The organism is Tropicimonas isoalkanivorans (genome assembly GCF_900112335.1).
GTDB classification, from domain to species: domain Bacteria; phylum Pseudomonadota; class Alphaproteobacteria; order Rhodobacterales; family Rhodobacteraceae; genus Tropicimonas; species Tropicimonas isoalkanivorans.
In genome coordinates this window covers 495640-510713 of record NZ_FOLG01000001.1, presented here as the reverse complement: position 1 = coordinate 510713, position 15074 = coordinate 495640, and the positions used below count along the sequence as shown (strand labels likewise).

At 65.5% G+C, this 15074-nt stretch carries 12 protein-coding genes; 2 read left to right on the top strand and 10 right to left on the bottom strand.

All coding sequences use genetic code 11. From position 1 onward, the window contains the following. Positions 1–279: 279 nt before the first annotated feature. Positions 280–1827, top strand: coding sequence for a helicase HerA-like domain-containing protein (locus BM075_RS02335; RefSeq protein WP_093359048.1), 1548 nt, complete (start codon positions 280–282; stop codon positions 1825–1827). Positions 1828–2022: 195 nt separating this feature from the next. Here the strand turns inward: BM075_RS02335 and BM075_RS02330 are convergent, their stop codons facing one another. The 10 genes from BM075_RS02330 to BM075_RS02285 form a co-directional block, all read right to left on the bottom strand. Further along, positions 2023–3276 carry a DNA polymerase IV gene (locus BM075_RS02330; RefSeq protein WP_093359047.1) on the bottom strand — a complete coding sequence of 418 codons (1254 nt, stop codon included), beginning with the start codon at positions 3274–3276 and terminating at the stop codon, positions 2023–2025. A gap of 227 nt (positions 3277–3503) precedes the next feature. Further along, positions 3504–7253 carry a methionine synthase gene (metH, locus tag BM075_RS02325; protein ID WP_093359046.1) on the bottom strand — a complete coding sequence of 1250 codons (3750 nt, stop codon included), beginning with the start codon at positions 7251–7253 and terminating at the stop codon, positions 3504–3506. Positions 7254–7419: 166 nt separating this feature from the next. Then, the gene (locus BM075_RS02320) at positions 7420–8013 is read right to left on the bottom strand and encodes an RBBP9/YdeN family alpha/beta hydrolase (protein WP_093359394.1); all 594 of its coding nucleotides are present in this window, start codon (positions 8011–8013) and stop codon (positions 7420–7422) included. Between the two features lie 78 nt (positions 8014–8091). After that, positions 8092–8652, bottom strand: coding sequence for a citrate lyase holo-[acyl-carrier protein] synthase (citX, locus tag BM075_RS02315; protein ID WP_177208222.1), 561 nt, complete (start codon positions 8650–8652; stop codon positions 8092–8094). After that, positions 8639–9490, bottom strand: a complete 852-nt coding sequence (citG, locus tag BM075_RS02310) for a triphosphoribosyl-dephospho-CoA synthase CitG (protein WP_177208221.1) — start codon at positions 9488–9490, stop codon at positions 8639–8641. Before citG ends, citX begins: the two co-directional genes overlap by 14 nt. Positions 9491–9591: 101 nt before the next feature. Continuing rightward, positions 9592–11109 (bottom strand): citrate lyase subunit alpha, encoded by a 1518-nt coding sequence (gene citF / locus BM075_RS02305; RefSeq protein ID WP_093359043.1) that lies wholly within the window; start codon positions 11107–11109, stop codon positions 9592–9594. Positions 11110–11122: 13 nt separating this feature from the next. Beyond that, positions 11123–11995 (bottom strand): citrate (pro-3S)-lyase subunit beta, encoded by an 873-nt coding sequence (citE, locus tag BM075_RS02300; RefSeq protein WP_093359042.1) that lies wholly within the window; start codon positions 11993–11995, stop codon positions 11123–11125. Continuing rightward, complete coding sequence (gene citD / locus BM075_RS02295) at positions 11992–12285, bottom strand: citrate lyase acyl carrier protein (RefSeq protein WP_093359392.1); 294 nt, start codon at positions 12283–12285, stop codon at positions 11992–11994. The genes citE and citD overlap by 4 nt, the downstream gene beginning before the upstream one ends. A gap of 42 nt (positions 12286–12327) precedes the next feature. After that, positions 12328–13407, bottom strand: coding sequence for a [citrate (pro-3S)-lyase] ligase (gene citC / locus BM075_RS02290; protein ID WP_218152799.1), 1080 nt, complete (start codon positions 13405–13407; stop codon positions 12328–12330). Between the two features lie 138 nt (positions 13408–13545). Then, positions 13546–14016, bottom strand: a complete 471-nt coding sequence (locus BM075_RS02285; protein ID WP_093359391.1) for a heme-degrading domain-containing protein — start codon at positions 14014–14016, stop codon at positions 13546–13548. Positions 14017–14139: 123 nt separating this feature from the next. Here BM075_RS02285 and BM075_RS02280 point away from each other — a divergent pair, with 123 nt between their 5' ends. Continuing rightward, complete coding sequence (locus BM075_RS02280) at positions 14140–15030, top strand: CAP domain-containing protein (protein ID WP_093359041.1); 891 nt, start codon at positions 14140–14142, stop codon at positions 15028–15030. Positions 15031–15074 lie beyond the last annotated feature (44 nt).

Here is a 15074-nt window from a genome sequence, read left to right as displayed (position 1 = left end):
CATTCTTTGCTCCCTGTCGGACGGGCCGACTTGACGCGTGAGACGCTATGTCCATTGGAAATAGGGGTCAACAGGCAAAATCGGTGTCGGAGTCATTTTGTTTGCTGATCGCACCCATGAGCCGCGTTGATGGAAGGGCGGGTGCCGCAGGGATGCCCTGAAAGGGGCAAAATGGCTTCCGATCCAAGTCGTTGCCGGACTGGCGCGGTGCCGTCCTTTCTGGCACATCCTGTCATAGGCAGGCTATTCGCCGGATAGTTTCCAGGAGGGACGGCAGCGATGGAGCGGATATTCGTGGGCGGATGCGGCGAGGACTATGTCCTGCCGGAGGAACTGCTCCTGCGCTATAGCAATCGGCACGGGCTCATCGCGGGGGCCACGGGCACCGGCAAGACGGTGACGCTTCAAGTCCTTGCCGAAGGGTTTTCGGCCGCCGGGGTGCCGGTGTTCCTCGCCGATGTGAAAGGCGACCTGAGCGGCTTGGCCGCGGCGGGCTCGGCGGAGGCCGGGACCCATGCGCCCTTCACGGAGCGGGCGGCCACGATCGGGTTGAGCGACTATGCCTACAGGGCCTTCCCGGTAACGTTCTGGGACCTGTTCGGCGCGCAGGGGCACCCCGTGCGCACGACCGTCGCGGAAATGGGCCCGCTCATCCTCTCCCGCCTTCTGGATCTGAGCGAGGTGCAGGAGGGCATTCTCAACATCGCCTTCCGGGTGGCCGACGAGGAAGGCTGGCCGCTGCTGGATCTGAAGGACCTGCAATCCCTCCTGGTCTGGGTCGGGGAGAACCGAGCCACGCTCTCCCTGCGCTACGGCAATGTCTCCACCGCCTCGATCGGGGCCATTCAACGGCGCCTGCTGGTACTGGAAAACGAGGGCGGGGCGGGGCTCTTTGGCGAGCCGGCACTGGAGCTTGCCGACCTGTTCCTGACCGATGAGGACGGACGAGGACGGGTGAACATCTTGGCCGCCGACCAGCTGATGGCCGCACCGAGGCTCTACGCCACGTTTCTTCTGTGGCTTCTCAGCGAGCTGTTCGAGACGCTGCCGGAAGTGGGCGATCCGGAGAAACCTAAGCTCGTCTTCTTCTTTGACGAGGCACACCTGCTGTTCGACGATGCTCCCAAGGCGCTGCTGGACAAGGTGGAGCAGGTGGCCCGGCTTATCCGGTCGAAAGGCGTCGGGGTTTATTTCTGCACGCAGAATCCGGCGGACGTGCCAGAGGACATCCTTGGCCAACTCGGCAACCGCGTGCAACACGCGCTGCGCGCGTTTACAGCGCGAGACCGCAGGGCTCTCCAGCAGGCTGCCGAAACCTATCGCGACAACCCCGCCTTCGAGATCGAGCAGGCGATCCGGGAGGTGGGTGTCGGGGAAGCGGTGACGTCTTTCCTCGAAAAGAAAGGCGTTCCAGGGATGGCGCAGCGCACGTTGATCCGCCCTCCATCCTCCCAACTCGGGCCGCTGGATCCGGCTGTACGCGCTCAGATCATGGGAACGTCTCCCGTGGAGGGGAAGTACGACACCCTTCTGGACCGAGAGAGCGCCCACGAGATCCTTCTGGCCAAGGCGACCGAAGCGGCCCGGGCGGCGGACGACGCGGAACGATCCGAGGCAGAGTCCTCGACCGCCGAGCGGGAATACTCGGCTGGCCGGAGGTATTCCGGCACGCGGGTGGGCCGCTCTACATCCAAGCCCGCGCGGCGGTCCTCACGAACCGATAGCGTTGGCGAGGCCTTCGCAAAGAGTTTCGCGCGTCAGCTCGGGACGAAATCGGGACAGGCTGTCGTTCGCGGAATCCTGGGAAGTCTGTTCAAGGGAAAATGAGTCCGATCGCACGGGAGACCCAAGGTCGGTAATAGACGCCGGTAGGTCTCCCGCCCCCTTCGTTCGGCCCTGCCGGGCCGACAAAGGCGTTGGGCCACGCAGGCCTGCGGCCTGCAACAGGTGGAAGCCGGGGCGCAAATGACCCCCAAGGCGCCAATGCTCTATCGGGATAAATGGGGCGTTCAGACGACCCGATCAGCGCAGGGCCCGGCCCTTGAGAATTGCATCGGGTCCGAAACGCGCCCGTATCCGGTCGGCGGCCCGCTCAGCGGTGGCACGGCGCTCAGCGGCCGGGTCCAGCAGGTCCCCCGAAAGATCTGCCTGATGCTCCGGGACCAGGTTCGAGATCCCGACACCGATCAGCCGGAACGGCCCGCAGTCCACCGACTGTTCCAGCAGCGGGCGTGCGGTGCGATAGATCCGGTCGGCGATCTGCGTAGCGTCGTCCAATGCGTGCCGCCGCGTGAGAACCGCGTGGTTCGCCCGTTTCAGTTTCAGCGTCACCACGCGCCCGGCCATTCCCTTCGCCTTGGCCCGGTCGGAGACCTTTTCCGACAACCGCCATAGGTGCCCGTCGAGCAGGTCGTGCGCGCCGGTGTCCTTGAAGAAGGTCGTCTCGCTGGAGATCGACTTGACCGGCGCGTTGCGCCGTACCCTGCGCGCGTCTTCCCCGCGGGCAAGATGCCAGAGCCGGTCACCCGAACTTCCGAAGCGCGCGTGCAGATCCTTGCGGTCCCACCGAAGAAGGTCGCCGAAAGTGCGAATGCCAGCCCGGTCGAGTGAGTCTTGATACGCCTGTCCGACCCCCCAGATCAGCCGCACCGGCCGATCACGCAGGAAATCGGCCGTCTCCGCCTTTCCGATCATCGCGAACCCGCGCGGCTTGTCGAGGTCGGACGCCACCTTGGCAAGAAACTTGTTGTGGCTCAGGCCGATAGAACCCGAAAGGCCCAACTCGGTTTCCATCCGCCGGACCAGGCGCGCCAACATCACTGCCGGCGGCGCGTGGTGGAGCCGCGCAGTGCCGGTGAGGTCGAGAAACGCCTCGTCGAGCGACAGCGGCTCGATGGCCGGCGTCATCTCCTCCATCATTGCGCGGATCGCGCGCGACGCCTCCATGTAGGCGGCACCGCGCGGCTTGACCACCACGGCCTCCGGGCAGAGCTTCAAGGCTTGGAACATGGGCATTGCGGAGCGAACGCCATAAGTGCGCGCGATGTAGCAGGCGGTCGAGACAACACCGCGCTTTCCGCCGCCCACAATCACCGGCTTGTCCGCGAGACTGGGGTCGTCCCGCTTCTCGACCGAAGCGTAGAACGCGTCGCAATCCATGTGCGCGATGCTCAGGCTCAGCAACTCCGGATGCGACACGACCCGCGGTCCGCGGCAGGCAGGGCAGCGGTGACCGGCATCGAACAGGTGGAGGCAATCGCGGCACAGGGCGGGCATGGACCTTCCGGGTGGAATCGGGACTCATTGCGGCGACGGGCAAGACGAGCATAGGGATCTCGCTTCCTCAGGTCACCCATGAGTTGGTCAAGCGCATACCGGCACGCGTCTCAAAACCGCGCCCCGGTCCGGATGTCGTGCGACCCTGCCGCTTCTTGTTGGTCCCAATACCCCGGGGTCCGGGGCGGCGCCCCGGTCCCGAACTGTCAGCCGACGCGCCGCCGGGACTATTCCGCGCCGATCTCGGCAGGCGACCGCGTCCGAGGCGCATAATTCAGCACGGGTGCAAGCCAGCGTTCGACGTCGGACACCGACATGCCTTTTCGGGCAGCGTAGTCTTCGGCCTGGTCCCGCTCGATCTTTCCGACCCCGAAATAGTAGCTCTCGGGGTGGGCGATATAGAGTCCGGAGACCGAGGAACCTGGCCACATGGCATAGCTTTCGGTAAGCGTAACGCCGGTCGCGGCGGTCGCATCGAGCAACTCGAACAGCGTCTGCTTTTCCGTGTGATCGGGCTGGGCCGGGTACCCCGGAGCCGGGCGGATGCCGTCGTAGTCCTCGGCGATAAGCTGGGCGCACTCGAGGGCCTCGTCTGGCGCGTATCCCCAGAATTCGGTCCTGACCCGCTCGTGAAGGCGTTCCGCAAAGGCCTCCGCAATCCGGTCCGCCAGCGCCTTGACGAGGATTGCCGCATAGTCGTCGTGCGCCTTCTCGAAGTCTGCCGCGATGTCGGATTCCTCGGGGCCGGCGGTGACAACGAACCCGCCGACATAGTCAGGCGCCGTTCCTTCGGGGGCCACGAAATCTGACATGGCAACGTTCGGCCGGTCGCCACGCTTCGCGGTCTGCTGGCGCAGTGTGTGGAGCGTCGCCACCGTTCCGGCGCGGGTTTCGTCAGTGTAGAGCCGAATGTCATCCCCGACCGCGTTCGCTGGCCAGAAGCCGACAACCGCGCGCGGCGTGAACCATTTCTCTTCGACAATCCGCTGCAGCATCGCCTGCGCATCTTCGTAAAGCTGGCGGGCCGCCGCGCCCTGTTTGGGGTCATCAAGGATCTTCGGGAAAACGCCCTTCATCTCCCAGGTTTGAAAGAAGGGGGTCCAGTCGATGTAGCGGACGAGCGCTGCCAGGTCCCAGCCGTTCAGGACCTTCGTCCCAAGGAAGCTCGGCTGCTTCGGGCGATAGGCCGAAAAGTCGATCTTGAGGGCGTTGGAACGGGCATCCGCCAGCGGCAGGCGCGACTTGTTCCGATCGCCCCGCGCGTACTTTTCCGCGATATCGGCGTAGTCGGCGCCGACCTTGCCGACGAATTCATCCTTCCTGCTTTCGGAGAGAAGCGAGGACACGACGCCGACCGCGCGGCTGGCGTCGGTGACATGCACCGCCTGGCCCCGATGATAGGCGGGGTGGATCTTCACCGCGGTGTGCACCCGGCTGGTCGTGGCGCCGCCGATCAGAAGTGGGACATCGAAGCCTTCGCGCTCCATCTCCGCGGCTACATGCACCATTTCGTCGAGAGAGGGCGTGATGAGCCCCGACAGGCCGATCACGTCGACCTCCTCGGCTTTCGCGGTGGCGAGGATCTTTTCCGCCGGCACCATGACGCCAAGGTCAATGATTTCGTAATTGTTGCACGCCAGGACGACGCCCACGATGTTCTTGCCGATATCGTGCACGTCTCCCTTCACGGTCGCCAGCAACACCTTCCCGGCGGTCTCCCGGCCACCACTCCGGCGCTTTTCCTCCTCCATATACGGCAGGAGAACGGCCACGGCCTGTTTCATCACGCGGGCCGACTTGACGACCTGGGGAAGGAACATCTTGCCGGAGCCGAAAAGGTCTCCAACCACGTTCATCCCGTCCATCAGGGGGCCTTCGATCACGTCGAGCGGCCTCTCGGCGGCCACACGGGCCTCCTCCGTGTCCTCGGCGATGAACTCGGTCAGGCCATTGACGAGGGCATGTTCCAGCCGTTTCTGCACGGGCCACTCGCGCCACGACATGTCCTTCTCGCGCGCCTTGCTGCCGCCCTGACCCCGATACCGCTCGGCGAGTTCAAGGAGCCGCTCAGTGCCGTCCGGCCGGCGGTTCAGCACTACGTCCTCGCAGGCCGCGCGCAAATCCGGTTCGATCTGGTCATAGACGGCGAGCTGCCCGGCGTTGACGATGCCCATGTCCATCCCGGCGCGGATAGCGTGGTAGAGGAAGACCGCGTGCATCGCCTCCCGTACGGGCTCGTTGCCACGGAAGCTGAAGGACAGGTTGGAGACGCCGCCGGAGATATGGACGTGCGGACAGTCGGCGACGATCCGGCGGGTCGCCTCGATGAAGTCGACGCCGTAGTTGTCGTGCTCCTCGATCCCAGTGGCGACGGCAAAGACGTTGGGATCGAAGATGATGTCTTCGGGCGGCACGTCCGCAACTTCAGTCAGCAGGCGGTAGGCGCGGCGGCAGATCTCTACCTTGCGGTCCTCGGAGTCCGCCTGACCCTGTTCGTCGAACGCCATCACCACCATCGCCGCGCCATAGGCCCGGCACAGCCGCGCTTGCCGAAGGAAGGCCTCTTCACCCTCCTTCAGCGAGATCGAGTTGACGATCGGCTTGCCCTGCACACATTGCAGCCCGGCCTCGATCACCTCCCACTTGGAGCTGTCGATCATGATCGGCACGCGGGCGATATCGGGCTCGGAGGCGACGAGGTTCAGGAAGTCGACCATCGCCGCGCGGGAGTCGATGAGTCCCTCGTCCATATTAATGTCGATCACCTGCGCGCCGTTCTCGACCTGGGCGCGGGCCACCTCCAGCGCGGCGGTGTAGTCGGCGGTCTTGATCAGCTTTCGGAAGCGGGCGGAGCCAGTGACGTTGGTCCGCTCGCCCACGTTGACGAATGGAATGTCCGGCGTCAGCGTGAACGGCTCCAGCCCCGACAGGCGCATCCGGCGCGGTTGCTCCGGCACGATCCGCGGCGCGCTGTCCTTCACGGCCTCCGCGATGGCGCGGATGTGCTCGTAGGTCGATCCGCAGCAGCCGCCGACGACGTTCACCAGCCCTTCGCGGGCGAACTCGGCGACCTGGGCTGCCATCTGCTCCGGCGTCTCGTCATAGGCCCCCATCTCGTTGGGTAGCCCGGCATTCGGGTAGGCGCAGATCAGCGTATCCGCCGCTCCCGCCAGCTCCGCCAGATGCGGCCGCATGGCGGCGGCGCCGAGGGCGCAGTTGAGCCCCACTGTGAAGGGTGCAGCGTGGCGGATGGAATGCCAGAAAGCCGTCGGCGTCTGGCCGGACAGGGTGCGGCCGGAGAGATCGGTGATGGTGCCGGAGATCATGACCGGAAGGCGCTCGCCCCGCGCGGCAAAGACCTCCTCGCAGGCAAAGATCGCAGCCTTTGCATTGAGCGTGTCAAAGATGGTTTCGATCAGCAGGATATCCGCCCCACCTTCGACCAAGGCCTCCGCCTGCTCGAAATAGGCCGCCCGCAATTGCTCAAATGTAACAGCGCGGTAGCCGGGGTTGTTCACATCCGGACTTAGCGACGCTGTGCGGTTGGTCGGCCCTAGGGCCCCGGCGACGAACCGTGCCCGCCCGTCATGCGCCTCCGCCCGGTCCATCGCCTGCCGCGCGAGACGCGCCCCGGCAAGGTTGATGTCGCGCACGGCGGATTCCATGCCGTAGTCCGCCTGGGCGATGGTGGTTGCGGAGAACGTGTTCGTTTCCACGATGTCCGCGCCGGCGAGGGCGTATTGGTAATGGATGTCCTCGATCGCCTCCGGCCGCGTCAGATTGAGAAGGTCGTTGTTCCCCTTCTGCGGCCGCTCGCCTCCCGGCGCCGGATGGCAGCCGCAGGCGCCGCTCCCGTGGAAGTCCGCCTCCGACAGCCCGAGTTTCTGAATCTGCGTCCCCATGGCTCCATCAAGAACGAGGATACGGGAACGCGCCGCCTGTTGCAGGCGGGAGAAAACGGAGGAGGGAGAAGTCATGGCGTCTTTCGAGATTGCTGTCGAGGCTCTGAGCGAGTGGACATGTATCGAATGCGGCGGAGAATATGAAATTCATAATCGGCATCATTTACATGAGTTGGGCTCATGTTATTACCGGCCTTGCTTCACGCCCCCACGGGTCGTTCATCGTGATGCGGCACGCCGGTTACCCCTGCGCGGCCGCACCGTCCTCGATCCGAGCGACGAGATCGGCAAGGATCGTCAGGCCGTAAGGCCATCGCCCGAACCCGGATTCCGAATTGATGTGGCCTGCGTCTCCCAGATCGACGAAGTCCGATTGCCAGTTCTGCGCCAGCCCCTGCGTGCGCGATAACGAGATCAACGTGTCGTTGTGGCTGGCCACCAGCACGGTGGGTCGTGGCAGCGGGGCATGAGGGATCTGGTCCTCGGCCTCGAAGCGCATCGGTTCGGCCGGCGCCACCAGCATTCCGCCGGCCACGCGGGGATGCGCTTCGGCGATGACGCAAGCGGAGGCCAGCGATCCCAACGAATGCCCGATGAGGATTACGGGCTTTTCGACCTCCGCCAGCAGCCGCCGGATGGCGTCGATCCAGAAATGGATGTCGCGGTGCGTCCAGTGGCTGTGGGTGATGCGGGTGAAGAACGGTGTACTGTTCTGCCAGTGGCTTTGCCAGTGCTCCGGGCCGCTGTTCTTGAAGCCCGGGACCAAAGCGAACACGTAACGCTCCGACAGCGCGGACAATGCGTCCAGCGCTTCGGGGTTTGCGATATTGGTCATCTCTTTGGCCACTTCGGACACGTGCGAGCCTCTCGCCGCGGATTGTCTCCAGCAGCCAATAGATTGCAGGCAACTGGCCTATTGGCAAGGTTGACCGGAGGACTGCCAGGCCTCAACCCTCTGATGCATCGCCTCTCGGAGTTCCGCGAGCGCGTGTGCACGCGACCGGGCGCAGGCGTGAGCAGGTTGCTCGCAAAGTAGGCACTGGCGCGGCGCGCGGCCGACGACGCTTCGGGACACCGCGGTTCCTGTCCCGTCGTGCACGTCGATGTCCCACAACCGGCCCAGGGGGTGCGTTTCTTCCAAGTCGATCATGGTCAGCTTCAGGGGCTTGGCAAGGGTGGAGACCGCAAAGAGCGTCTCCGGGCCGGTGGCGTAAGTCTCCGACAGGACAGTGTCGGCGTGCCAGTGCATCCGATGGAATACGTCGCTGACCGCACGGCAGGCCTCGGAGGCCAGCAGGCGCGACATCGGACAGTCCTTCACCGCACCGGGCATAACCACCGTGACGGTCACGGCAGGCACGCCAAGCCAGTCCTGTGTCGACTGGCGTAACGCGACGCGTCGCTCGCGCGCTCTGAGCATGTCGGTCAGGCTGACCGGCGGTCCGGCGAATGGGTCTTCATTATTGCCCGCCATGGCGGTCGCACCCGGCGGCGTACACCGGCAATTCAGCGAGAAACCACGTGACGCCGACGAGGTCGGCTGTTCCGCCGGGACTGAGGTTGCGGGCGATGAGCGCGTCGTCCATCGCCTCCAGCCGTTCGAGCGCATCCGGGGCGAAGATCCCGCCCGCCTCGCGCAGCCGAACTGCCTCCCGCCGGACGAAACGCAAGCCATCCATGCCGCCACGCGCGACGAGGTTCGTGTCCCCGTTGACGGCGAGGAGGTCAATGAGCGCGGCCAGCAGGGCAAGCTCCCGAGGTGCTCCATGCTCTTGCGCCGCGCGATACGCTGGCAGTCCCACACTGCGCACGCTTGCAAAGCCAGATTCCGCTTCGCCGCGCGCACCCGTGAGTCCGTACCGGCGGAAGATGTACTCGCCAGCCGTCCGAGCGGTGCGTCGGCGCACCGCAAGGTCCCGCTGCACCAGCCCGGCGGCGATCAGCGCCGCTTCCTCCGTAATCCGCTCGGGTGTCGGAGGCTGCCCGCCGGCAATCAACCGGCCCGCCGCCCCGAGCAGGAGGCCAAAGGAGAAGATCGCCCCTTTGTGTGTGTTGACCCCCGCCGTCGCCACCAGCATCGCACTCTCGCAGGCAAGGCCGATGCGCCGAAGCTCCGGCAGCGCGTCGGCTGGGGGCGACGCGCCGGAGCCCATGCCAGCCTCGACGAACGCCTCGAAGAAGGGGCGCAGCGCGTCGGCGCTGACCTCGAAGGTGGCCAACGTCATGTCCCTGTGAGAGCCCGTGTTGCGCCGGTCCACAAGGCCCGGTTTCGGGGTCAGGTGGACCTCCCGCAGCAGGGCCTCGTGCGCCAACGCGGCCCACTCCTGTGGAGAGAGGGCCGCGCCTGGGGCTCGGAGCCCGCCGCGCCTCGGTGCCGTGGTCCCCTCGGGACAGAATTGCGTCGTGCGCGGCGTCACGGTGCAACCTGGCGGACGGTGTCGATCAGTGTGCCGTCACGATACCGCACGTGCCCGACCACCCGGTCGAGGAAGCGCAAGGGTTGCGGTTGGCCCGAGATGGCGATCGCCCTGCGGTGCAGATCCTCGATCGGAACCACGGGTAGGCCTGCTGCCTTCAGCCTGTCGGCGACGTCTGGCCGACGCGGATTGACCGCGATGCCATGGTCGGTGACCAGAACGCCGATGGTCTCGCCCGGCGTGACCCGCGTTGTGACCTTTTCCACAACGGTGGGGATGCGGGTGCGCAGGAGCGGGGCGACCACGATGGCGAGCTTGGCTCTGGCCGCCGTGTCCGCATGGCCGCCGATGGCCCCGCGCACCACGCCGTCCGACCCGGTCAGGACGTTCACGTTGAAGTCCAGATCAATCTCCAACGCCGACAAGATCACCATGTCCAGCCGGTCCACCACCGCGCCTTTGGCGAGCGGGTTGGCGTAGACGTGGGCCGAAATCTCGGAGTGACGGGGTGACTCGGCCAGCGAGCGGGCGGCCACGGCGTCGAAGCTCTGGGTGTCGAGCAGCGTGCCGATCAAGCCTTTCTTGTGCAGATCCACCATGCTGCCGGTCTGCCCGCCGAGTGCCCAGGCAGCGGCGATCCCCTTGCTGCGCATCCGGTCCTCCAGGAACCGGGTGGTCGCCGTCGCGGAACCGCCGGTGCCGGTCTGCATCGAGAAACCGTCCTCGAAGTAGCCCGCGTGTTCCATCACCTCGGCCGACAGCCGGGCGATGAGCAACTCGCGCGGGTTGGTCGTGGCGCGGGCGGCGCCGACGCTGATCTTGGCCGGATCGCCCACCTCGTCCACCTGCACGATCCAGTCAACCTGGTCCTGCCGGATGCTGGCCGGGGCGTTGGGGTAGGGGACGACCTCCTCCGTCAGCATCACCACGTTGCGGGCGAATTGCGCGTCGACCATCGCATAGCCAAGCGCGCCGCACCACGAGCGCCCGGAGACGCCGTTGGCATTGCCGAACGGATCGCAGGCGGAGACACCCAGGAAGGCGACGTCGATTTGCAATTCTCCACGTTCGATCAGCGCTGGCCGACCGCCATGGGAATGGAAGGTAACGGGCGTGTCCATCAGCCCGTTGGAGATCGCATCGCCCAGCTTGCCGCGCATGCCGGAGGTGTAGATCCGGCGGATCACGCCGTTCTTGATGTGCTCGATGAGCGGAGCGTTGGCGGATAGCAAGGAGGAAGCGGCGAGCGTGAGATCCTTGAAGCCCATGCGGGCGAGCACGCCGACGACCATGTTGATCGTCTTGTCGCCCTCGCGGAAGGCATGGTGAAAGGACACGGTCATGCCGTCCTTCAACCCGACGCGGCGCACGGCCTCCTCGACACTGTCCACGATCTTGCGGTCGGGGTTGGCCTCCGGGCCGCAGGGGTACGGGATGTTGGCGTTGCGCCCTCCGAACGGCGCGAGCTCCGCTGCGCGTTCAGTTCCGGCGTTCGATTGATGTTGCGAATCCATGTCTCGTGTCCGCCTATTTCCGCAGTCCAGACGCCGCCGCCCGGTTGAGCACGCGTTTCGCGTTCTCCACCACGGGGGCATCGACCATCTTTCCGTTGAGCGAGATCACCCCGAGGCCATCCGCCTCGGCCTGCTCTGCCGCCGCTACCACGCGGCGGGCATAGTCCACGTCTTCCTGCGTGGGGGCGTAGGCGTTGTGCAGGAGCTCAATCTGGCGCGGGTTGATGAGCGACTTGCCGTTGAAGCCCAGTCGCTTGATGAGCTCCACCTCTTTCATGAAACCTTCCTCGTCATTGAGGTCGGGGAAGACCACGTCAAAGGCATCGATCTCTGCGGCGCGGGCGGCGTGCAACACCGCACAGCGCGCATAGAACAGCTCCGTTCCATCACCGCGGGTGGTCTGCATGTCCATCACGTAATCGAAGCCCGCGAGCGCGATGCCGACGATCCGTGGTGAGGCCGTGGCGATCGAGGTGGCGTTGACGACGCCCGAGGCGGATTCGATGGCCGCCATCAGGCGCGTCGACCCAACCTCGCGCCCGCAGTCCCGTTCCACCTCCGCGACGGCCGCTTCCAACTCGTGCACTTCATCGGCGGTGTTGGTCTTGGGCAGGCGGATCACATCGGCGCCGCCGCGCACGGCCGCCTGCAGGTCATCGTGGCCGAAGGGGGAGGACAGCGGGTTGATGCGGACGACCCGTTCGATCCCGTCGTAGAGCGGCATCTTCAGCGTCCGGTAGACGAGCAGTCGCGCAGCGTCCTTTTCCCGGAGCGACACGGCATCCTCGAGGTCGAACATCACGGAGTCCGGCTTGAAGATGAAGGCGGTGGAGAGCATCGCCGCCGAGGAGCCCGGCACGAAGAGCATGGAGCGTCGGAGGGTCATGACAGCGCCTCCCAATCGACCTCGGTCACACCGGCGGCACGCATTGCCGCGGCGTGTACTCGTGCCCGGATGGTGCAGTCGAGCGCGCCCTTGTCCTCCACGATTACGATACCTTTCGTAACCTTCAGCATTTCCAGCGTTTCCACCACGGCGGCGCGGATCTGGTCGCCGAACTGGTGGCCGACCTCGCTGTTGATGACCACCTCAAGCGGCTCGTCGCTGGGCGATATGCGGATAAAGAGATCGCTGGACTCCAGCGTTCCCGCCAGCGACTCCTGTTTCAGTTCCATTTTTCCGTCCTCTCCTGTCGCCGGCCGCATGCCGGCGCAATTTCATGTATCGGTGACCGGCCGCGCCAACGCCGCGTATTTCGATTCCAACAGGTCGAAGGTGGCCGGCGGAACCATGTCGCGGATGCGCTCCATCTCGCCCTTGCGCAGCAGCCGGCGCACCTCCGAAGCCGAGATGGCCAGGCCGTTTCGCTGGGTCCGCTCGATCTCCACCACCTTGATCGGCGGCGCTTTCGAGACGTCCTCCTGCAGCCAAACTTTCATGTCGGTGTTGTACTTGTTGGTGGTGGGGCAGAACGGCTCGGTGCCCACGAAGCGGTGCGTCACGCCGAGCGCCGGGGCGATGTGATTGCGGAACAACAGCAGGTCCACGGCCGTGCGGCATTTGCCGACGATGCCCCGGTCCTTGAAAAAATAGCAGGGGAAGGTGGCCCGCGAGATCATGTAGTGGGAGCCCTCGTGGAGCGTCACGTTCGGGATGCCGCGGATGTTTTCCTGCGCGAGGTAGTAGCGGTCCTTGTAGGAAAAGAGGGAGACGTCCTCGCGCACCATGAACAGATGTAGCCAGTCGCAGGCCTTTGCCGCCTGTTCGATCAGGTAGCGGTGGCCGAGGGTGAAGGGGTTGGCGTTGGCCACGACGCAGCCGATTTTCTCTCCCGCCACCCGCTGCCGGGCGAGCTTGGCGCAGTAGGAGCGGATGCCGATGGGCGTATTCTCCAGCAGCGTCACCCGGTCAGGAACTTCCACCAGGTCGTAGAAGCCGCACCCGCGGAAGAATTCCGCGTTCTTCGGCTCGGTGTAGACAAAGAGCAGATCCAGCCCGCGACTGTGAGCGAGATAGGTGATCTCGCTGACGAGTTTCAGGCTCATCGCGCCGCCGCGGTAGTCCGGGTCGATGGCGACGTCCTTGATGATGTCCTTCTGCAGTCCCGCACAGGCGACCAGTTCATTGCCGTCACGGCAGACGACGAAAGCTTCGATCTGCTCCTCGTAGGAGAGGCCGCATCGTGCCAGCAGTTGCTCGATGTCCTTCCGCTCCACCCGATTGGAAATCGGGTTCACCGTGTAGAACTGAAGATCTTCGGTCACGACCTTGGCCTTGTGAAAGTATCGACGTGCCATCCAGGGGGAAGGAGAATCCCGTACCTGTGTGAGTCCCCCCGTCTGCTACTCCAAGGGTATGGGGCGGTCCATTCGATAAGGTATGCAGTGGTAGGCTGTGGCGGGCTTGCGACGTTGTGACGCCGCGCGCCCGACGCTCTAGTCCGCAAGGCCGAGGTGACGCGAAAGCACCTCGGCGATCATCGCGTGATCCTCCTCCGACGCGAGGCCCGAGACCGTGATGGCGCCGATGACCCCCACGCCGGAGACCCGGATCGGAACGCTGCCGCCGTGCGCAGAAAACTCCATGGGATCCAGGCCGATCCCCGGCCCGACGTCGCGACCCTTCGCGGCCAGGCGCATCCCGGCGAGGAGAGAGGAACGGTGCTGGCGGAGAACGGTATTGCTCTTGCGCCGCGCCCAGTGGTCGTTGTCCGGCGCGCTTCCCGGCATCGCGGCGTGAAACAATGTCCGGTCCGGCGTGCGGATGTCGACAATGACCGGCGCCGATGCCGACCGGGCGGACTCCACCAAAGCCGTGCCGACCTCATAGGCGGTCTCCTCATTGAACTGCGCGAACACGAAACGCGCCTCCTGTTGCTCCAGGTCGTCGATGGTGGGTTGAGTCATGGTTCGGGTCCTCCGGATTTCGGCGCCAATCATGCCAATTCCCGGACCGGCGGCAACCGCGTCGCGAGCCCATGGGTGCATCGAGGGGTTGTCGCGGCGTCGGTCCGGGATAGATCGCATCCCATGAAACCTGCGCACTTGCTTCCGATGTTCCTGTGCCTGATCTGCGCGCCGGCCCTGGCCGAGCCGGGGGAGGCGCTGTCACTTGTCAACGGTTCGCGAGCCGAACAAGGATTGCCCGAGTTGGAGACGGACGCGGTATTGCAGGCCGCGGCCGAGGCCCATGCCGAGGACATGCTGGCGAGGGAATACTACAGCCACACGTCGCCGGAGGGCGAGGACGTACGCGACCGCGTGCTGGCGGCCGGTGGCAGCCGGTGGAGCGTGGTTGCCGAGAACATCGCCCGCTGCGAGGGGTGTGGTACCCCGGATGAGGCGGCGCAGGTGCGTGCCTTCCACGACGGCTGGATGCAAAGCCCCGGGCACCGGGCAAACATCCTGGGCCAAGGGCTGGACACGTTCGGTTTCGCAATGACCTCCGACGGCGATACGATCTATGCCGTGCAGACGTTCTCCGGCCCGGGCACGCCCCCAGGGCACGACGGCGCCGACGAACCGACGGCCGCTGTGCCAGAAGAGGTTCGGGCCGCGGCACTGGAGGCGCTCAACGCTGAACGGGACGGGCAGGGACGTTCACCGCTCGCTTCGGACGCGGGGCTCGACACATTGGCGGAGCGCTTGGCCGAGGGGGCGACGTTCTCGGACGATGATATGGTGCTCCCGGATGATGTCTTCGGCCTGCTTCCGGATGAAAGTGAGGGCTGGACCAGCCTTTCCGTCGCCTCCGAGGCCTGCGGTGGGTGTGGAGCAAAGGCGGTTCGGAGCGATGGCGCCTATTTCGCCCCGCGCCTCGCCTCCGGCGGAGAAGACCAGATTTTCACGCACATGGGCTTTGCGCTTGTGGCGAACGCCGAAGGGCGCAAGGTCGCCGTCGCGGTCTACGGCGCAAAGTGATTTGCGGACGGGGTGCGACCGCCCACCGACACCCCGATTTATCC

What these genes read in the sequence shown, in the direction of transcription:
- BM075_RS02335 (WP_093359048.1), top strand. Translation starts at nt 280, where the DNA reads ATGGAGCGGATATTCGTGGGCGGATGCGGCGAGGACTATGTCCTGCCG.
- BM075_RS02330 (WP_093359047.1), bottom strand. Translation starts at nt 3,276, where the DNA reads ATGCCCGCCCTGTGCCGCGATTGCCTCCACCTGTTCGATGCCGGTCAC.
- metH (WP_093359046.1), bottom strand. Translation starts at nt 7,253, where the DNA reads ATGACTTCTCCCTCCTCCGTTTTCTCCCGCCTGCAACAGGCGGCGCGT.
- BM075_RS02320 (WP_093359394.1), bottom strand. Translation starts at nt 8,013, where the DNA reads ATGACCAATATCGCAAACCCCGAAGCGCTGGACGCATTGTCCGCGCTG.
- citX (WP_177208222.1), bottom strand. Translation starts at nt 8,652, where the DNA reads ATGGCGGGCAATAATGAAGACCCATTCGCCGGACCGCCGGTCAGCCTG.
- citF (WP_093359043.1), bottom strand. Translation starts at nt 11,109, where the DNA reads ATGGATTCGCAACATCAATCGAACGCCGGAACTGAACGCGCAGCGGAG.
- citE (WP_093359042.1), bottom strand. Translation starts at nt 11,995, where the DNA reads ATGACCCTCCGACGCTCCATGCTCTTCGTGCCGGGCTCCTCGGCGGCG.
- citD (WP_093359392.1), bottom strand. Translation starts at nt 12,285, where the DNA reads ATGGAACTGAAACAGGAGTCGCTGGCGGGAACGCTGGAGTCCAGCGAT.
- citC (WP_218152799.1), bottom strand. Translation starts at nt 13,407, where the DNA reads ATGGCACGTCGATACTTTCACAAGGCCAAGGTCGTGACCGAAGATCTT.
- BM075_RS02285 (WP_093359391.1), bottom strand. Translation starts at nt 14,016, where the DNA reads ATGACTCAACCCACCATCGACGACCTGGAGCAACAGGAGGCGCGTTTC.
- BM075_RS02280 (WP_093359041.1), top strand. Translation starts at nt 14,140, where the DNA reads ATGAAACCTGCGCACTTGCTTCCGATGTTCCTGTGCCTGATCTGCGCG.